The organism is Mannheimia indoligenes (assembly GCF_036880405.1).
Lineage (GTDB): Bacteria > Pseudomonadota > Gammaproteobacteria > Enterobacterales > Pasteurellaceae > Mannheimia > Mannheimia indoligenes.
In genome coordinates this window covers 65,565-85,629 of the sequence record NZ_JBAJJM010000008.1, presented here as the reverse complement: position 1 = coordinate 85,629, position 20,065 = coordinate 65,565, and the positions used below count along the sequence as shown (strand labels likewise).

The 20,065-nt window shown below is 38.9% G+C and carries 12 protein-coding genes; 5 read left to right on the top strand and 7 right to left on the bottom strand.

Annotated features, from left to right (window positions below):
* Position 1 precedes the first annotated feature (1 nt).
* On the top strand, positions 2-1,660 hold the full coding sequence (locus V6W77_RS06945) for a putative transporter (protein WP_283385571.1): 1,659 nt from the start codon (positions 2-4) through the stop codon (positions 1,658-1,660).
* A gap of 72 nt (positions 1,661-1,732) precedes the next feature.
* Here the strand turns inward: V6W77_RS06945 and malQ are convergent, their stop codons facing one another.
* Positions 1,733-3,811: a 4-alpha-glucanotransferase gene (gene malQ, locus V6W77_RS06940; protein ID WP_334254233.1), complete on the bottom strand. Its 2,079-nt coding sequence runs from the start codon at positions 3,809-3,811 to the stop codon at positions 1,733-1,735.
* A gap of 82 nt (positions 3,812-3,893) precedes the next feature.
* On the bottom strand, positions 3,894-6,263 hold the full coding sequence (malP, locus tag V6W77_RS06935; RefSeq protein ID WP_334254203.1) for a maltodextrin phosphorylase: 2,370 nt from the start codon (positions 6,261-6,263) through the stop codon (positions 3,894-3,896).
* Positions 6,264-6,426: 163 nt separating this feature from the next.
* Here malP and malT point away from each other — a divergent pair, with 163 nt between their 5' ends.
* Entirely contained in the window at positions 6,427-9,153 is a 2,727-nt protein-coding gene (gene malT, locus V6W77_RS06930) for an HTH-type transcriptional regulator MalT (RefSeq protein ID WP_334254202.1), read from the top strand.
* 101 nt (positions 9,154-9,254) lie between these two features.
* On the opposite strand, the gene V6W77_RS06925 is transcribed toward malT, so the two are convergent.
* From V6W77_RS06925 to malE, 4 genes are all read right to left on the bottom strand, one after another.
* A complete protein-coding gene (locus tag V6W77_RS06925; RefSeq protein ID WP_334254201.1) occupies positions 9,255-11,312 on the bottom strand; it encodes an alpha-amylase in 2,058 nt (685 codons plus the stop codon).
* Between the two features lie 70 nt (positions 11,313-11,382).
* Positions 11,383-12,273: a maltose ABC transporter permease MalG gene (gene malG, locus V6W77_RS06920; RefSeq protein WP_025217812.1), complete on the bottom strand. Its 891-nt coding sequence runs from the start codon at positions 12,271-12,273 to the stop codon at positions 11,383-11,385.
* Positions 12,274-12,325: 52 nt separating this feature from the next.
* A complete protein-coding gene (malF, locus tag V6W77_RS06915) occupies positions 12,326-13,864 on the bottom strand; it encodes a maltose ABC transporter permease MalF (protein WP_334254200.1) in 1,539 nt (512 codons plus the stop codon).
* A gap of 93 nt (positions 13,865-13,957) precedes the next feature.
* Entirely contained in the window at positions 13,958-15,148 is a 1,191-nt protein-coding gene (malE, locus tag V6W77_RS06910; protein ID WP_025217810.1) for a maltose/maltodextrin ABC transporter substrate-binding protein MalE, read from the bottom strand.
* 357 nt (positions 15,149-15,505) lie between these two features.
* On the opposite strand from malE, the gene malK reads away from it, so the two are divergent.
* The 3 genes from malK to malM all read left to right on the top strand — a co-directional run bounded on the left by malK (position 15,506) and on the right by malM (position 18,973).
* On the top strand, positions 15,506-16,624 hold the full coding sequence (malK, locus tag V6W77_RS06905; protein ID WP_025235595.1) for a maltose/maltodextrin ABC transporter ATP-binding protein MalK: 1,119 nt from the start codon (positions 15,506-15,508) through the stop codon (positions 16,622-16,624).
* Between the two features lie 97 nt (positions 16,625-16,721).
* Positions 16,722-17,993 carry a maltoporin gene (locus tag V6W77_RS06900; protein ID WP_334254199.1) on the top strand — a complete coding sequence of 424 codons (1,272 nt, stop codon included), beginning with the start codon at positions 16,722-16,724 and terminating at the stop codon, positions 17,991-17,993.
* Positions 17,994-18,076: 83 nt separating this feature from the next.
* Complete coding sequence (malM, locus tag V6W77_RS06895) at positions 18,077-18,973, top strand: maltose operon protein MalM (protein ID WP_334254198.1); 897 nt, start codon at positions 18,077-18,079, stop codon at positions 18,971-18,973.
* A gap of 139 nt (positions 18,974-19,112) precedes the next feature.
* Here the strand turns inward: malM and ttcA are convergent, their stop codons facing one another.
* Positions 19,113-20,054: a tRNA 2-thiocytidine(32) synthetase TtcA gene (ttcA, locus tag V6W77_RS06890; RefSeq protein WP_334254232.1), complete on the bottom strand. Its 942-nt coding sequence runs from the start codon at positions 20,052-20,054 to the stop codon at positions 19,113-19,115.
* Between the last annotated feature and the right edge of the window lie 11 nt (positions 20,055-20,065).

The window sequence follows — 20,065 nt, the reverse complement described above, 5'->3', positions numbered from 1 at the left end:
TATGAGCGAAATTGCACTTACTGTCAGTTTATTATCTTTAGTGGCAGTGCTTGGTTTATGGATTGGTCATATCAAAATTAGAGGCGTTGGTTTAGGCATCGGTGGCGTGTTATTTGGCGGGTTATTGGTGTCCCATTTTATGGCACAATTTGGTGTTAAACTTGATGCCCATACTCTCCACTTTATTCAAGAATTCGGTTTAATTTTATTTGTTTACTCAATAGGTATTCAAGTCGGTCCAGGGTTCTTTGCTTCTCTTAAACATTCAGGCTTAAAGCTCAATGGCTTTGCCGTTTTGATTGTGTTACTTAGTGGGGTTTTTGTTGTTCTTATTCATAAATTGTTCGGTATTCCTCTACCTGTGATTTTAGGTATTTTCTCGGGAGCAGTTACTAACACACCTTCTCTAGGGGCAGGGCAACAAGTGCTTGCTGAACTAAGTGGAGGGAGTGTAACCGAAATTATGGGGATGAGTTATGCCATTGCTTATCCGTTTGGGATTATCGGTATTTTACTGACAATGTGGTTAATTCGTATCATCTTAAAAGTTAATATTGATAAAGAAGCGGAAGCTTTTAACCAGTCTCAAAATCAAGGTAAAGAACAACTCAGCACTTTAAATGTGCGTTTAACAAATCCTAATATTAACGGTTTAACACTTAATCAATTACCTGATTTTGATTTGCACGAAGTTTCCTACTCTCGTTTAAAAAGAGGTGAGGAGCTTTCTATTCCCCGAGTAGATACGGTGTTACAAGTTGGCGATATATTACATTTAGTTGGCGATCAAGCATCGCTACATAAAATGCAAATTATTTTAGGCGAAGTCGCAGACGTATCTGTTTCTACAAAAGGCACAATTTATCGTTCCGAACGAGCAGTGGTTACCAACGAAAAAGTATTTGGCAAACAAATTCGCCAATTAATGCTGAAAGGCAAATATGATGTGGTTATTTCACGCCTCAACCGTGCCGGAGTAGAGTTAGTCCCAACAGGCGATATGACACTGCAATTTGGTGATGTGTTGAATTTAGTCGGTCGCCAAGCGGATATTGAAATGGTAATGACGATTATCGGCAATGCACAATCAAAATTACAACAAGTCCAAATGTTGCCGATTTTTATTGGGATTGGATTAGGTGTATTGCTAGGTTCTATCCCAATTTATTTACCGGGCTTTCCTGTTGCATTAAAACTTGGTTTAGCTGGAGGACCGCTTGTGGTTGCCCTCATTTTGGCTAGAATTGGTAGTATTCGTAAACTCTACTGGTTTATGCCACCAAGTGCGAACCTTGCTTTACGTGAAATCGGGATTGTACTCTTTCTTGCCGTTGTTGGTTTAAAATCCGGTGGGCGATTCCTTGAAACATTACTCAGTAGTGAAGGTATGGAGTGGATTCTCTTTGGTGCAATCATCACATTCTTCCCACTTATGATTACAGGATTGATTGCCAGAATTTACGCTAAAATGAATTACCTAAGTCTTTGTGGATTACTCGCCGGTTCAATGACTGACCCACCAGCTCTCGCATTCGCTAACGAAATCAAAGAAGGCAACGGTGCAGCTGCTCTTTCTTATGCTACTGTTTACCCACTTGTAATGTTTCTACGCATAATGTTGCCGCAAGTGCTAGCGATAATGCTTTGGGTGGCAGGGTAGTATTCTTTTTAATATTTGAAAGGGGTAAAAGAATAAATTCTTTTACCCCTTTTTCTGTTTACTGTGTATTTGTTATTTTTCTTTACGGATTCTGTTCACTTCCCTCAATAAAGCTTGGATTGCGGTATCAGCAAAAATATCTTCAATATTTACGGTCAAGCGACGTCGCCAGTTGGCATATTGAGTACTAGTTCCCGGAATATTAACAGGTTCGGTCATTCCCAACCAGTCTTCAGGTTGAAAGCCGAATAATCCGCTGCTTACATTAGCGACATAGGTTTGCAAACGGTGAATAAATGGTGTATTTACCGGTGAATTAAGTTGCTCGCTAATTTCAGGTTCTATCACCACATTATTCTCTTGTAAGCGTTGTAATATTTTGACTTTAGCATTGACTCGGTCTTGTTTGAGAATGGTCAAAATATCCGCATTTGGATACACACCGAATTTTTCGCCTAATTCAAAATCATATCCACGCCAATAACCATTGATGGTTGGTAAATCGTGAGTACTTAATGTTGTCATAGCTTGGTAAGGATAATGTTGCAAGTCGCGACTTTTTCCTTGTTCATCAAATTCAAAATAGAAGATTTTGTAAGACAGAATTCCTGCATTTTTGAGTTTGCTGACAATTTCTTTTGGCACAGTGCCTAAATCTTCACCGATAATCAGGCATTGATGGCGTTGGCTTTCAAGTGCCAAAATAGCAATTAAATCATCAACAGGATAACGGATATAAGCACCATTCACTGCACTGTCGCCTTTTGGAATCCACCATAATCGTAATAAAGACATAATATGGTCAAGGCGTAATGCTCCGCAATGCTTCATATTAGCTCTGACCAGCTCAATAAACGGGCGATAGGCTTGTTGTTTTAATACGTGTGGATTCATTGGGGTTAAGCCCCAGTTTTGTCCTTGTGGACCTAATACATCAGGTGGAGCACCGACAGACGCATTTAAACAATAAAGTTGTTTGTCATTCCACGTTTCTGCTCCATTGGGGCTGACGCCAACGGCGAGATCGCGATACATACCAATGTTCATATTTTGCTGACGGCAAATTGCATCACATTCTGCTAATTGCTGATCGGCAATGAATTGCAACCAAAGGTAAAATTCCACGTCTGCTTTATGTGTTTCTCTAAATTGTTGTACGGCAGCAGAATGGTAATCTTGGTACGCTTTCTCCCAGAAATCCCAGCCCCATTGGTCCGCAAATTGTGTGGATAAATATTGATGAAGAGCATCAAATGTAGCTTGAACTTGTAGGCTTTCTCCGCCTTTTTGTACAAATTCAGTGAAGGCTGAGTCGGAACAAGCGGTCATATTTTGCTGGAATTTTGCAAAAGCAAAGCGTAGCCCTTTCAATTTCAATGGAATGATTTGAGCGTAATCTAACCAGTCTTGATTGCGTAATTGAGATAACTGTTGCTGGATTTCAGCGGAATGAAACCAAGTTTGAGCTTCATCGCTTTGTTGAAATTCTACCAACTGATTGACATCAATGTAGGCGATATTCAGCCATCGGCGAGAGGATGGGCTGTATGGGCTTGCAGAATTCGGGTTTGCCGGAAAAAGCGAGTGAATCGGATTCAAGCCAATAAAATCTGCTTGGTAAGGTGCAATTTGTTGGATGAAGTTTTTTAAATCACCAAAATCACCGATTCCCCAGTTGTTGGCTGATTTTAAGGTGTAGAGTTGTAGAAATGTTCCCCATAATTTTTTTTGTTCAAGCACGGCTTGAGGTTGATAGCAACGCTCCGGAGCGATAATAATCGTGCAATTAAAGGTTTTATCTACCGTGTTTAGTTGTAATTGATGATAACCTAAAGGTAAGTCTTGAGGTAATGTAATTCCCCGAGCTTTAATTTTACCGGAAATAACTTGGCTTGAGTTTTCTAGTTGGAGCTGCCAATTGCCGGTTAATGGATTTTTTTTATCGGCTAAATGGAAAGGTAAAAAACAGGGTTGGTGCTGATAAAAAATTTTGACAGCAGGAATTGGTGTAGTGCTTACTTGAATATTGCCGTTAAATGTTTTGAATAAAGTATATTTTATTTTTTCAGACGCTGATTTTTTTACACCACGTTCATCGAAAAAATAGGGCATAATACCTGCCCGATGATATTGTTTGGTAGTTATTTTCATCATTTTTCTCCACATATCAAATATATATGAAATACAACAGAAAATAGGCGACTTCCTGTTGAGAAGAAGTCGCCCGAAGTTATTATCTATTCAACCAAATACGTTGTTGATAATCTTTAATTGAGCGGTCTGAGCTAAACGTACCTAAACGGGCAGTATTTAAAATCGCACTACGTAGCCAAGCTTCTTGATCTAAATAGGCTATACCAATTTTCTCTTGTGTTTGGCGGTAGCTGTCAAAATCGGCAAAGACTAGGAACGGATCGCGTTCTAGCAGGCTGTCTAACATTAGTTTGAATGTTTCTTTATTGCCGTGAGAGGCTTTCCCTTTGGCTAAGAAATCAACCGCATTTTTCAGAATCGGATCTTGATTGTAATAGGTTTTAGGCTGATAACCTTTTGCTAACAGTTCCCGCACGCTTTCTACGGTATGTCCGAAGATAAAGACATTTTCCTCACCCACCATCTCGGCAATTTCCACATTGGCTCCATCTAGTGTACCTAATGTTAATGCACCGTTAAGTGCCAATTTCATATTACCGGTACCGGAGGCTTCTTTTCCTGCCATTGATATCTGCTCTGAAACATCGGCTGCGGGAATAATTTTTTCCGCAAGGCTGACTCGATAATCCGGTAGGAATACCACTTGTAGTCTATCATTCACCTGTTTATCGTTGTTGATAATATCTGCCACATTGTTAATGGCGTGAATAATATTTTTTGCTAAATAATAACCCGGTGCCGCTTTGCCTGAGAATAGGAATACACGTGGTGTGTAATCTTGGTTTGGGTTAGCTTTTAGCGACTGATAGGTCGCAATAATATTTAATAAATTTAAATGTTGGCGTTTATATTCGTGGAAACGCTTGATTTGTACATCAAAAATCGCACTTGGATTGACATTTAATCCTAATGTTTTATGGATTTCATTTGCTAAAACCACTTTATTGTTACGTTTAATACGTTGATATTCTTCACGGAAGCCGGTGTCATCAACATATTTTTCAACGCCTTTTAATAATTCCAGATCGTGTGTCCAATCTTGTTTTAAGGTACGATCCAATAAATCACTTAATTGTGGGTTTGCTTGTCTAATCCAACGACGAGGTGTGATGCCGTTAGTAACATTACAGAATTTTGTTGGGAACAATCGGTGATATTCCGGGAATAAGTCGGTTACTAAGAGATCCGAGTGAATTTCCGCAACACCGTTTACACGGAAACAGGTAACAACGCAAAGGTTCGCCATACGCACACGATAGTCAAATAGTACGGCTAATTTTTCCCAAATTTTGGCATCATCGCCAAATTCCGCCCGTACTTGGTCGTGGAAAATATCATTGATTTTTTCCACAATTTGGTAATGGCGAGGTAATAATTGCTTAAATAGGCGTTGATCCCATTGCTCAAGAGCTTCAGGTAATAAGGTATGATTAGTGTAAGCAAAGGTATTTGAGCAAATATCCCAAGCCTGTTCCCAAGTGAATTGGTGATCATCTAACAGCACACGCATTAATTCAGGTATAGCGAGTGTTGGGTGAGTATCATTCAATTGGATTACTTGGCGTTTAGCCAAATCTTCTAACGGATAACCTTCGCTGAGGTGGCGATCTAAAATATCTGCCACAGAGCAGGCACAATGGAAGTATTGTTGCATTAAGCGTAATTTTTGCCCTGCTTTATGGTTATCATTTGGGTAAAGTACTTGCGTAAGTGCGGCTGCATTGACAATAGTTTTATCTGCGGTTAAGAATTTACCGTCATTAAAAGCATCAAAATCAAAAGATTGATCACTATCTGCCTGCCATAAACGCAGCGGTTGAATGATATTATTTTTGTAACCTACGATTGGCAAATCAAATGCTTTACCTTGAATTGTTAATTTAGGTTGCCACTCATATTGATCAGCTTGAATTTGTTTGATTTTTCCACCAAACCCGATATGACGGGTTTTAGATGGATTAAAACGATGCCAAGGGTAGCTATCACGAGCCCAAGTATCCGGAGCTTCTTTTTGCATTCCCTCTTTAAAGCTTTGTTTGAATAGACCGTATTGATAGTGAAGCCCGTAGCCGGTCGCATTTTGTCCAACAGTTGCCATTGAGTCTAAAAAACAGGCAGCAAGACGACCTAATCCGCCATTTCCCAATGCCGGATCACGCTCTTGCTCTAAAACATCTACTAATTCAACTTGATATTGTTTAAGATATTCACGAATTTGTTCGTAATATCCTAAATTCATTAAATTATTGCCGGTTAAACGACCGATTAAAAATTCCATCGAAAGATAGTTTACGTGGCGTGATTCTGTCGGTTTAGTTGCAGGCTGACTATAAATAAGTTCAAGGGAACCTTCTGCAACGACTTGGTACCATTGCTGTAAGGTGAAGTGTTTTGGATCTGCCACATCAAAGTAGCGACAGTATTTTTCTACAATAGAATTAAATGTCATAGGAAACCCCCAGTTAAAAATGAACACCGCTATTATGTGAAATCCGAATAAAATCAAATCATCCTTATAATCACCTTGTGTGGTATGATTATTAGGAAGTAGTTAGAACATAAATGGAGGATATATCATCCCCATTTTGTTATGAGGGAAAATAGAATTTATTATGTTAATACCATCAAAACTTGTTTGTTCTTTTCGATTACAAAACAGCATCCCTAGAAAACGTTTAATTCAAGAATTAGATAAATCTTGTAGTTATCCGGTTGTATTAATAAATGCACCGGCAGGTTATGGCAAAACCACACTGGTTTCCCAATGGATTGAAGATAAAAAGAATATCGGCTGGTATGCGTTAGATGAAGGCGATAATAATTCGGATCGTTTTGCTGCTTATTTTAGTGCTGCCTTGCATTCTGCAATTAATGAAGAAATAGATGTATTGTTAGAGGAAAATCGTAAAGCTAATTTATTAGCTTTATTTAATCAATTATTGATTAAAGCAGCGGCGTTTTCGGAACATTTCTATCTTGCTATTGATGATTATCATATTATTGAAAATGATGAAATTCATGAGGCATTAAAATATTGGATTAAACATCAGCCATCTAATATGACGCTTATCTTGATTTCTCGATCTATTCCGCCGTTAAGTATTGCAAGTTTAAGAGTACAAGAACAATTGTTGGAAATCGATATTAACCAACTTATGTTTGATCACCAAGAAAGTACTGCGTTTTTTCAAGCAAGATTAGGTTCAGAGTTAAATCAGCAAGATGTTATCGCACTTTGTAACGAAGTTGAAGGGTGGCCAACGGCTCTTCAGTTAATTAGCCTTTTTGCGAAAAATAAATCGCATACACTACAAGTGCCACTGCAAGATATTGCCAAACGCTTAGCCAAGTCGAATCATTTTCATATCAACGAATATTTAGCTGATGAAGTGCTCAATAAAGTAGATGAAGAAACCAGATTGTTTATTTTACGTTGTTCCGTATTACACTCAATGAATGAATCGTTGGTGCAAGCGGTTACCGGAGAGCAGAATAGTCGAACTAAATTAGAATCTCTTGAAAAACAAGGCTTATTTTTGCAACAAATGGCAAACAGTAAATGGCAGAGCAGTGATGATAGTTGGTGGAAATTCCATCCGCTTTTTGCTTCCTTTTTGAATTTATGTTGTCAAAATGAGTTGTATGCTGAACTGCCACAATTGCATCAAAAAGCGGCGAATGCGTGGTTACAATTAGGCTATGTAACCGAAGCCCTGCATCATGCAATGCAGTTATCGGATACCGGATTATTGCTCAATATTTTAGGCAAGCACGCGTGGACTGTATTTCATCAAGGTGAGTTAAAATTATTGGAAGAGAGTTTAAATTGTTTGGATTACGCACATTTAACCGAACATACTAATTTAGTTTTACTCAAAGCTTGGCTGGTGCAAAGCCAGCACCGTCATAGTGAAGTAGGTGGTATTTTGGCAGATTTTTCTCGAGCTTTGACGGAAAATAAGATTGAGTTAAGTAAAACTGCCAATGCGGAATTCAATGTACTACGGGCTCAGGTTGCTATCAATTCCGGTGATGAAAATACAGCACTTCAATTAGCCTCAGAAGCGTTAAATGATCTCTCGGAAAATGCTTATTACGCTCATATTGTTGCCACCTCAATTATTGGAGAAGCTCATCATTGTCATGGCAATCTGGCAGAAGCGTTAGTAATGTTACAAAAAGCAGAGCGTATGGCACGCCAACACCATACTTACCACAACATTTTATGGTCGCAGCTTCAACAATCTGAAATTTTGCTTGCTCAAGGTTTTTCACAAGCTGCCTATGAAATGCTAGATAAAGCAAGTAACTTCGTAAAAGAAAACCACTTACAAAAAGTGCCGATGTATGAATTCCTGTTACGTTCTAAGGGAAAAATTTTGTGGGAATGGTATAACTTGGATAAATCTGAGTCGATGGCAGTTGCCGGAATGAATGCCTTATCTAAATTTGAAGACAAGTTACAATGCTTAACCTTACTCACTAAAATTTCATTAGCTCGAGGCAATTTGGATAACACTGCTCGCTTATTAGGTGAAGTTGAGCAGTTAGAGCATTCTCACTCTTATCACCACGACTGGATTGCGAATGCTGATCAAGTGAGGATGTTTTATTGGCAGATGACAAATGACATTCAGTCTGCTCGTAATTGGTTGATTCAAAATCCATCACCAATTTCCGATAAAAACCATTTTACTCAAATTCAATGGCGTAATATCGCACGAGCTCGAATCTTGCTTGAAGAATATACTGAAGCGAAAGTAATTTTAGATAATTTAATTGAAACTGCTGAAAAATTTTCTTTGATCAGTGATTTAAATCGTGCATTAATTGTTCGTAACAGGCTTTATTTTTTACAAGGCGAGAAAGAATTAGCTCAGCAAGACTTAATTCAGGCACTAAAACTGACACGGCAAACAAACTTTATCAGTGCTTTTGTGATTGAAGGAGATGTGATGGCACAACAGATCCGCCATTTATTGCAACTCAATGTGCTGGATGAATTAGTGTTACATAAAGCACAATTTATTTTACGCAACATCAATCAATTTTATCGCCAAAAATTTGCACACTTTGATGAAAATTTTGTGAATCAATTACTGAAAAATCCGAAAGTACCGGAGCTATTAAGAATTAGCCCATTAACACAGCGGGAATGGCAGGTACTAGGCTTGATTTATTCAGGGTATAGCAATGAACAAATTTCAGATGAATTGCAAGTAGCAGCAACCACAATTAAAACCCATATTCGAAATCTGTATCAGAAAATCGGTGTTACTAATCGTAATGAAGCGATCAGCTATACGAAAGAGCTGCTTATGTTGATGGGGTATAATTGATCTCAGTCGCACAGGGGAACAAGCGGTTTGTTTTTTGTGATTTTTTGCAATATCGTCCACATTCCCCTAATCGGCTTCGATTCTTCCCCTAACGGGGAAGATTAATTTCCCACCCAAATCGCCATAATTTTATCCTCATTCAGTAGACGGCTAAATGCAAAATAACTGTCATTTTTGATGGTTCGGTGAGCACCGGCACCAATAGCCGGATGACGTTGACGGAATTGTGCCAGCTTTTGCCAGTGTTGATACAACGCCTGCTTCTGAGCGTTTTGTCGTAACTCTTGCCAATTCATATCTGAACGAGTGCCTTGTATCGGGTCTGAACCGGTTGCTCCAAATTCTCGTCCGCTCTCATCACCATAGTAGATTTGCACAGCACCGGGAGAAAGCAACAGTAAATTAGCGGCAATTTTTTGTTTTTCGATATTTTGTTCACTATCAGAATGGAAGAATAATCTTGTATCGTGTGAAGATAAATAGCTCAGCACATTGAAGTCGCTTAATTTACGGCTCATTTCACCATAAACCGGTTCAATATGGGTAAAGCAATTTAGTCCTTTTTTAGCCTGATCTTGAAAATCGAAGTTGATCATTGCATCAAAGCCGTTTTGATAATAATCACTTTTGAACACGCCGTGTCCCCAAGCCTCTCCTGTCATCCAAAAGTTATCATTAAAGCTGGCTTGGGGATTGGCTTGTTGCCATTCGTTTAAAGCTTGTTGAGCGGATTGTTTTAATGCCAGCCACGTTGATTTTTCAACGTGTTTGGCGGTATCAACTCGAAAGCCGTCAATTCCATATTTTCTCACCCAATCCGATAACCAACTGATTAAATAATCACGCACTTTAGCATTTGGCAATACTTTGGCATTGGTATTTTTATTTGCAAAAAATTCAGGTAATTGGACCGCTTGTTCACTCTCGGTTTTTAGATCCGGAAGGGCAGAGAGCGACATTTTTAAATCATCAAATTTAGGGCTGTCGTAATCGGCAATATCGGCACGAACCCACGCTTTTCCCCACCAATTTTGCCAAGCCTGATTATCATTAAAGCGAATAAAATCGTTGAAGCTATGCCAGTTTTGCCCTGATTTAGGTTTCCAATGTGTCCATTTTTCGCCTAATGTGTGATTGATTTCCTCCGGTTTTAGGTAAAATCCACCAAAGTTAAATTCCTGCATATCCGCAAGCGTAGCATAGCCGGTATGGTTCATCACTACATCAAACAGTACTCGAATGCCACGTTGATGGGCTTGTTGAACAAAATGGCTTAAATCGTCCTCGGTGCCCATATTGGCATCTAATTTTGTCCAATCCAAATGATAGTAACCGTGATATCCATAATGCGGAAAATCGCCTTTATCACCACCGCCAACCCAGCCGTGCATTTGCTCCAGTGGGGAACTAATCCATAAAACATTGACACCTAGCTGCTGTAGATAATCTAATTTTGAGGTTAAGCCTTTTAGATCTCCGCCGTGAAACGTGCCGATTTCTTGCATTCCGTCTTTTTGTCGGTTGTAGCTTTGGTCATTGCTGGGATCGCCGTTATAGAATCTGTCGGTTAGTACGAAATAGACAGTAGCATTTTTCCAATCGAAGGTCGCATTATTTGAGGTGTTGCTTTTTTCCAGCAAAATTAGACCGCTTGCGTTTTCGTCAGGCATTAAGGTAACTTTGCCGTTTTTAACTATGGCAGTGTTTCCTGAATAGAAATCCCTCACTGATTCTCCTTCGGAAAAAGTAGAGGAAACATCAATTTCAATCGGTTTTTTGTCCCAATTCGGGCAACTTTGAAGTACAGAGTCATTATGCTGTGGTTGCTGTTCTACACTGATTTTTAGTGTCGGTGTGCCACCTCGCATATCAATTTGTGCCATATAATTGCCTTGACGAAATAGGCGTAGTTGAGGGGCATCATTCACACAAGGTACTAACGTAACCGATTGATTTAATTTTATCGTTTGTTGTGGCTGATAACATTGTTCACCAAATTTAAACGTAAGCGGATAGCTGCCTTTTTCTAACTGCACTTGGGATTGAAACAACTGTTTTTCGAGATTATCGTTAAAATCAGAAAAATGGGAATGTTGCCAAGATTGGGCAAAAAGGCTTGAGGAGTAGAATAAGCAAAGGTAAGGTAACGTATTTTTCATAGACACCTCTATAAATGACGACCGCCATATCAACTTGACAAGCGGTCGTTTTTTGAGAATTTTTTGCAAACTAGCCTTTCACACCGCCGGCAGTTAAGCCACCGATTAGCCAGCGTTGTGCCAATAAGAAGACGAGTGTAATCGGAATTGCAGATAAGACCGCTGCGGCTGCAAAATCACCCCATAAGTAATTTTGCGGATAGAGATATTGTTGCATACCAACGGCTAGGGTGTAGCTGTTTACATCACGTAATAAGAGTGAGGCGACCGGTACCTCTGTAATAGCAGCAATGAATGAAAGAATGAATACTACCGCTAAAATTGGTACGGAAAGCGGTAATAAGATTAATCGGAACGCTTGCCACGGAGTTGCACCGTCAAGAGATGCTGCTTCTTCCAGCGAGCCGTCAATGGTTTCAAAGTAGCCTTTTATTGTCCAAACGTGTAAGGCAATTCCGCCTAAATAAGCAAAAATTACGCCGCCGTGTGTGTTTAAGCCAAGAAACGGTACATACTGCCCAAGACGATCAAACAACGCATATAAGGCAACTAAGGAAAGCACTGCTGGGAACATTTGGAATATTAGCATACCTTGTAGAATAGTTTTTTTGCCTTTAAATTTCATTCGGGCAAATGCATAAGCACAGGTTGTTGATAAGGTTACAATACCGATAGAAGTAATTGTTGCTACTTTGATAGAGTTCCATAACCAGCGTAGCACCGGGAACGGTGGAGGTGTTACCGTGCCGTCAGAATGTGTTACGTCAAAGCCTAATGCAGCCTGCCAATGCTCCCACGAAATTTGGCTTGGAATAATATCACCGATAGCCAGATTTCCCGGTCGTAATGAGATACCAATAACCATCAATAAAGGGAAAATAATTAAGGCAAGGAAACAAATTAAAAAGAAATGGGTTGCCCATACACGATAACGCACAGATTTAGATTGAACAATTGCCATATATAACTCCTGAAGTTAGTTTGGGTCAGGGATTGTTAAATCCCTACCACTTTTATAATTCCATTTTGGTTGCTTTGATATTTAAGAGTGCTAAGCCACCGACTAATAAGAAAATAATCGTTGCGATAGCGGCTGCTAAGCCGAAATCTTGTGTACCACTTCCTTCAAAGGCAATACGGTAAGTATAGCTGACTAATAAATCGGTATAACCGGCAGGGGTGGTGGTTCCAATCATATCCGGGCGACCATTTGTTAATAATTGAATTAATACAAAGTTGTTAAAGTTAAATGCAAATGAAGCAATCATTAACGGAGTAAGCGGTTTTAACAGTAATGGGAACGTGATTTTGCTGAAATTTTGCCAAGTGGAGGCTCCATCCATTGCGGAGGCTTCATATAAATCAGATGGAATAGCTTTGAGTAATCCCATACATAAAATCATCATATAAGGATAACCTAGCCAGGTATTCACAATCAGAATCATCACTTTAGCAAGCAGCGGATCGTTAAACCATTCAGGGCTGATGCCGAACAGTTGGTTTAAAATCATATTGATTTCACCAAAACTTTGGTTGAATAACCCCTTAAAAATCAGAATAGAAATAAACGATGGCACCGCATAAGGTAAAATCAATAAGACACGATATATCGCTTTACCTTTTAATGCCTCCCATTGTACTAGGCAGGCAAGTACCATACCGAGAATAACAGTAAAGACTACGGTTAATAAAGAGAAGATTACCGTCCAAATAAATATTTGTATAAAAGGTTTTTGAATACCTTCATCGGTAAAAATTTTAATGAAGTTATTAAAGCCAGATGTAACAGTATAACCAGGCTCAAGCGTTTCACTTTGCCAATTACCGTTTTCATCAATAGCTTGGAAGAAACCGGTTTCGTCATTTGCTTGATAACGTTTGCCTGTCTCATTATTGAATAATATTTTACTCTCTTCATCAAATTGATAGCGTGGTTTTTGTTCTGAAAATTGGCGTAATGAACTCATTGTCAGTTCATTATTATTTGGTAACACAACTTTCATTGACTGAAGTGCAGTCCGATTTTGCGTAATCACTTTAAGAGGAGCAACATCTCCGTTTGGTATACTTTGCTCAGTAACAACCACATTCGTTCCGATAGTTAATGAAACAGGATCTGACACAAAAGTTTGCTCGGTTGCCGGATTTGTTAATGCGATGCGGTATTGATTATCTGCGTGCGGATAAAGTGTGAATTGGTATTTATCTCCGGCGAAATAACGTTGTTCTGTCAAAACAGATAGGGCTCGTTCAAAGGATAATTGATTAGAACCACTATAGTTGGTAAACGCAATTGCAATAGTTGCAACCAGCGGAAACAAAATAAAAATTGCCATTCCGGTAATACCCGGGTAAACATAACGCCAAGCATAGGCATTTTTATTGGTAAAAATATAGACACCAGAGGTCAGAATAATCAGTGTTAAAATAGCAAAAAGATATTCACCCTGTGAGTACATTAATACAACAAGATAGAAGTCAAGGAGCAAGACTAATCCGGCTAAGAGATATTTGAGCCAATGGGTGGGTTTGGATTGAGTTTGAGTTAGCATAACAGCACCTCGAATTTTTACTGCATATTTACTGTACTTAGAGTGGATTTAAAAATAGAGTGGGTCATATAACCCACCCTGAATGATGAATAATTATTGTTGTTTTTGAATGCGTGAATGTGCATCATCTAATGCTTCTTTCACTGATTGGCGACCGGTTACTGCATTATTGATAGCAGATTTTTCGGCATACCAGAAAGAAGACATTTGCGGGATATTTGGCATAATTTCGCCGTTTTTCGCATTTGCCATTGTTGCTGCGATACGAGGATCAGCGGCTAATTTTTCTTGGTAAGATTTTAACGCCACTGCACCTAAAGGTTTATCTTTATTGACTGCGTCTAAACCGTCATCGGTGAGTAAGTAATTCTCTAAGAATTCTTTAGCCAAATCTTTGTTTGGGCTTGAGCTGTTTACACCAGCACTTAATACCCCTACGAATGGTTTAGAGGCTTGACCGTTTAATGTCGGCAGTAAAGTTACACCATATTTAATACCGCTTTTATCAATATTGCCCCAAGACCAAGGACCATTGATGGTTAAGGCACTTTGTCCTTTATTAAAGGATGCTTCAGCCACAGCGTAGTCCATATCGGCACTAATATGTTTATTTTTCACCATATCCACTACAAACTGTAATGCTTTTACTGCACCTTCATTATTCACACCAATATCTTTTGGATCGTATTTGCCGTTAGCAAATTTAAATGCGTATGCTCCGTTTGAAGCTGCAATCGGCCAAGTGAAATATGGTTCGGATAAGTTCCACATAATTGCATTTTTGCCGTCTTTTTTGAGTTTTTTATCTAACTCAATAATTTCTTCCCAAGATTTAGGAGCCTCTTTAACTAAATCTTTATTATAAATTAACGAAATAGCTTCAATCGCAACCGGATAACCGATAATTTTGCCATTGTAGGTTTCTGCATCCCAAGCAAAATCGACAAATTTATCTTTAAATTCTTTGCTTACGTTCACTTCAGCCAATAAACCTGATTGTGCATAACCACCGAAACGGTCGTGAGCCCAGAACATAATATCCGGACCATCACCAGTTGAGGCAACTTGTGCAAATTTTTCTTCAAGTCTATCCGGATGTTCGACTAAAACTTGAACACCGGTATCTTTTTCAAATTTCTTACCGACTTCAGCAAGCCCGTTATAACCTTTATCACCATTAATCCAAATAACGAGTTTACCTTCCGTCATTTTTGCCATTACTGTTCCGGAAAGAACTAAAGTAGCAAGAGTAGCTAAGGTGAATTTGGCACATTTGTTTTTCATAAAAAACTCCTTGAAGTTAAATAAAAGAAACGGATATGAAACAACCCATTTATTAAATTATGGCAAATTATGGGCTATAGAATCTATTTGAGATCACCCTTTGCTCTACGCCCCCCAGACTAAAAGTATGATCTAAGTAACATTTTTCATCATTTTGTGATCTGCTTCACAAAAAAAAGCGTTAAAAATGAGAGCTTGATCACAAAATTTATTAAATTTCTTTAAATGGGCGTTCTTTACGTAATTAAGGCTCTAACCCTAAAAAAAAGTATTCTAGGATGATTTCTTCTTTAGATAAAAAGGCGACCATTCAGCCTAAATTCAAACCACAAGCAAAAGCAAAAAAGAGGTTTAATTATGGCGAATGTATCATTGCGTAATGTGGGAAAATCCTATGGTGATGTTCATATTTCTAAAGATATTAATTTAGAAATTAATGAAGGGGAATTCGTTGTTTTCGTTGGTCCGTCAGGTTGTGGTAAATCCACGCTATTACGAATGATAGCAGGTTTGGAAGATATTACGACAGGAGAACTCTATATCGGTGGAAAGCTAATGAATGAAATAGAGCCTTCAAAACGTGGTATCGGTATGGTGTTTCAATCCTATGCCCTCTACCCGCATTTAGATGTTGCTGAGAATATGTCTTTTGGATTAAAGCTGGCAGGTGTGAGTAAAGCAGAACGGGAGCAACGAGTTAATCAAGTTGCCGAAATTTTACAACTTGCTCACTTACTAGACCGCAAACCTAAAGCCCTTTCCGGTGGGCAACGCCAACGGGTTGCCATTGGTAGAACGCTAGTTTCCCAACCGGAAGTATTTTTACTCGATGAGCCACTTTCCAATCTTGATGCAGCATTGCGTGTGCAAATGCGGGTAGAAATTTCCAAATTACATAAAAAATTAAACCGCACTATGATTTACGTTACCCACGATCAAGTTGAGGCAATGACATTAGCAGACAAAATCGTGGTATTAAATGCTGGCGGTATTGCTCAAGTAGGCAAGCCGTTAGAACTTTATCATTATCCGGCAAACCGTTTTGTAGCAGGGTTTATCGGTTCACCTAAAATGAACTTTTTACCGGTAAAAGTTATTGATGTAGAGGCGGAACGAGTAAAAATAGAATTACCTGATGCAAATCACCATAATTTTTGGATTCCGGTTTCCGGAGAAGGAGTAAACGTTGGAGATAACCTATCTTTAGGTATTCGCCCAGAGCATTTACTTCCTTCGGATCAAACTCAAGTAACCTTACACGGTATTGTGCAAGTAGTGGAATTGCTTGGAAATGAAACACAAATCCACCTAGAGATCCCTGAAATCAAACAACCAACCTTAATTTATCGTCAAAATGATGTGGTATTAGTCAATGAAGGCGACGATATGAATATCGGCATTTTGCCGGAACGTTGCCATTTATTTAAGGAAGACGGTACAGCTTGCAAACGTTTGTTTGTTGAAAAAGGGGTATAACAATTTCAGCTTATTACTGATTTTAGGAGATATTTTCAATCTTCTAATCAATTAATACTTAACCTAAGTAAAATCAAATCTTAAGAGAGGTTCTATTATGAAAAAAACAGTCTTAGCAGTTGCAATCAGCGGTGCAATGTTCGCAGCCAGTGCATCAGCGGTCGATTTTCACGGTTACGCTCGTTCAGGTATCGGTTGGACATCCGGTGGTGGTGAACAATCGGCATTTACTGTTAATGGTGGTGGTTCAAAATACCGTTTAGGTAACGAATCTGATACCTATGCAGAATTGAAATTAGGTCAGGAATTATTCAAAAGTGGTGAGAAATCCATCTATTTTGATACTAACCTTGCTTATGGCGGTACGCTTCACAACAACGACTGGACAGAAACCAGCCCGGCATTACGTGAATTAAACGTACAATTCAAAAACTTTGCGGATAGCTTACCGGGTGCAACCCTATGGGCTGGTAAACGTTTTTACCAACGCCACGATGTTCATATGAACGACTTCTACTATTGGGATATTTCAGGTCCGGGTGCTGGGGTTGAAAATGTTGATTTAGGCTTCGGAAAACTCTCTTTAGCGGTAACTCGTGATACAGAGAAAGACGGTGCATTCTCTTATTACTATGACTATGCTAAAAAAGCGTATGTAAATAACCGCGATGCGAAAAAAGAAGTATATAACGATATTTTTGATGTTCGCTTAGCAGGTATTGAACTTTGGAAAGACGGCTCATTAGAGTTAGGCTTTGATTATGGCAATGCTCATACTAAAGATGGTACTAAACTCAATAATGAAAAAGCGACCAAAAACGGTTATATGGTAACAGCGGAATATACCCAAGGTAATTTCTTTGGTGGCTTCAATAAATTTACTGCACAATATGCAACCGACTCTATGACTTCTTGGAATAATGGTCACGCACAGGGTTCGAAAGCAGATAATAAAGGCAATATGCTTCGTTTAATCAACCAAGGGGTAGTACAAGCGAGTGATAAAGTTGAAGTAATGTATGCCTTAATCTACGAAAAAACAAAACTAGATAATAAACAAGGTAAAACTTGGTACTCTGCCGGTATTCGCCCAATGTACAAATGGAACGATACAATTAGCACATTATTAGAAGTTGGTTATGATCGCATTAAAGATCAAGCAACAGGCAAGAAAAATGATTTAGTGAAATATACCATTGCACAACAGTGGCAAGCAGGTAACAGCATTTGGGCTCGTCCTGCAATCCGTGTGTTTGGTACCTACGCACATTGGAATGATAAATTCAACACCAAAGCTCGTACTGATGCTGGTTACAAAGCTAAAGACGGCGAGTTTATCACCGGTGTTCAATTTGAAGCTTGGTGGTAATCATCAAACAGTTATGTGGGTAGGGCGGTAACCTACCCACAATTTAATCACATTATCATTTTTCACAATTTTTAGAGGTTAATATGAAAAAAACGCTTCTTTCAACAGCAATATTATTCGCCCATCTTTTTGTGGCATCTCCGAGTATGGCAAATAATTTGGCAGTTAAACCTATTCATATTAACTCGTCTGAATTAGCTCAAATTCAATGGCAAGATGTGCCATTCTCGCAAACTGTAAAAACAGAATTAAATGAACAGCATAAACAAGCATTTACCGCTTCGTTTGCCGGTATTGCCAGTCCAATTGCTGCCTATCGTATTCCGGCAAATCAAGGGACATTGGAAATTGAAATTGAAAGCCCGGTGATAGACAAAAATGTTTTTGTACCAACAGCTGTAGTATTAGATAGCCACTTTAATGTGGCGGCAACATACCCTTCTTCTGAATTTAAATTATTAGAAGAACGAGGGCTAAAAGGCAGTCGTTTAGGGGCAGAACTTAATTTAACGCCGGCAATGAACCAAGAGTATATTTATTTGCTCATTTATACTACGCAGCAAGATTTAGCCAAAACTACGATGATGCCACACCCAGCAAAAACTTATGCAAAAGCAACAGGTAAACAACCACCGGCAATTAACGATATTGAAGTAGTACATAGTTTAAAAGGGCAAATTCACATTAATGTTTCCGGCTCAAACGGTACAAAATTTATCGGTTTACCGACTGAAATTTTCAACTCAAATAAAGCGGCAACTTCGGTAGGTAAAACGGTTGCACAAATGCCACTAAAAGAAAATCCGGTTGCAGTAAAAACAGCAGTTGATAAAGATACGGAAGCCTATTTTAATCAGGCGGTAATGAAAGCAATTAAAGCGAAAGATATTAACAGAGCGATGAATTTAGTTAATGAGGCAGAAAAATTAGGACTTACTTCTCCACGCCAAATTTTCTTAAAAAATGTAAGTTCAAATTGATTTATTTATTGTTTTTTTCATAGACATTTCCTTGTCATCGAATGGAGAACTCTCCATCAACACCCTATCAGGATAATCTGATAGGGTGCTTTTTTAGGGAAGATTTGCAAAGTTTCCTGAAAATTTGACCGCTTGAGACTTAGTTTACTGCTTTAAATTGAATCACGCCTGCATCGGTAAAATTATTGTCGTCATCTTCATCTAAGAAAGTTTTGCTTTCAATTTTGACATTATCAAAAGCAATGTCGCCTTCAATACCTTCAATCATCTGTCCGTGTTTAATGCCTTTGAAATCGAACAATTTTGGGTCGCATAAGTGCGATGGCACAATATCTTGCAAGGCACTGAACATCGTTTCTAATCTGCCCGGGTATTGGCGATCCCAAGTGTTCAACATCTCTTTTACCACTTGGCGTTGTAAATTCGGCTGTGAGCCGCAGAGATTACACGGAATAATCGGGAACTGTTTCGCTTCGGCATATTTGATGATGTCTTTTTCTTTGCAGTAAGCAAGTGGGCGAATCACAATTTGTTTGCCGTCATCAGAAATCAGTTTGGGCGGCATACTTTTCATTTTGCCGCCGTAGAACATATTTAAGAACAGGGTGGCGAGCATATCATCACGGTGGTGCCCGAGTGCGATTTTCGTTGCGCCAAGCTCGGTAGCGGTGCGGTATAAAATACCACGGCGTAGGCGAGAGCAGAGCGAACAGGTGGTTTTGCCTTCCGGAATTTTCTCTTTTACGATGCCGTAGGTGTTTTCTTCCACAATTTTATATTCTACGCCAATACTTTCTAAATAGCTTGGGAGAACATCTTCCGGAAAGCCCGGCTGTTTTTGGTCTAAGTTTACAGCAACAATGCTGAAATTTACCGGCGCACTTTGTTGCAGGTTTAATAAAATATCCAATAAGGTGTAGCTGTCTTTACCACCAGAAAGGCAGACCATCACACGGTCGCCCTCTTCAATCATACCAAAATCGGCAATCGCATTACCCACATTGCGGCGTAAACGTTTTTGTAACTTATTGAAATTATAAGTGATTTTTTTCTCTGATTTTTGTTGAATATCGTCTGTCATCATATAAAAAA

What these genes read in the sequence shown, in the direction of transcription:
- malE (WP_025217810.1), bottom strand. Translation starts at nt 15,148, where the DNA reads ATGAAAAACAAATGTGCCAAATTCACCTTAGCTACTCTTGCTACTTTA.
- malQ (WP_334254233.1), bottom strand. Translation starts at nt 3,811, where the DNA reads ATGAAAATAACTACCAAACAATATCATCGGGCAGGTATTATGCCCTAT.
- malM (WP_334254198.1), top strand. Translation starts at nt 18,077, where the DNA reads ATGAAAAAAACGCTTCTTTCAACAGCAATATTATTCGCCCATCTTTTT.
- V6W77_RS06925 (WP_334254201.1), bottom strand. Translation starts at nt 11,312, where the DNA reads ATGAAAAATACGTTACCTTACCTTTGCTTATTCTACTCCTCAAGCCTT.
- malT (WP_334254202.1), top strand. Translation starts at nt 6,427, where the DNA reads ATGTTAATACCATCAAAACTTGTTTGTTCTTTTCGATTACAAAACAGC.
- malG (WP_025217812.1), bottom strand. Translation starts at nt 12,273, where the DNA reads ATGGCAATTGTTCAATCTAAATCTGTGCGTTATCGTGTATGGGCAACC.
- V6W77_RS06945 (WP_283385571.1), top strand. Translation starts at nt 2, where the DNA reads ATGAGCGAAATTGCACTTACTGTCAGTTTATTATCTTTAGTGGCAGTG.
- malF (WP_334254200.1), bottom strand. Translation starts at nt 13,864, where the DNA reads ATGCTAACTCAAACTCAATCCAAACCCACCCATTGGCTCAAATATCTC.
- malP (WP_334254203.1), bottom strand. Translation starts at nt 6,263, where the DNA reads ATGACATTTAATTCTATTGTAGAAAAATACTGTCGCTACTTTGATGTG.
- V6W77_RS06900 (WP_334254199.1), top strand. Translation starts at nt 16,722, where the DNA reads ATGAAAAAAACAGTCTTAGCAGTTGCAATCAGCGGTGCAATGTTCGCA.
- malK (WP_025235595.1), top strand. Translation starts at nt 15,506, where the DNA reads ATGGCGAATGTATCATTGCGTAATGTGGGAAAATCCTATGGTGATGTT.
- ttcA (WP_334254232.1), bottom strand. Translation starts at nt 20,054, where the DNA reads ATGACAGACGATATTCAACAAAAATCAGAGAAAAAAATCACTTATAAT.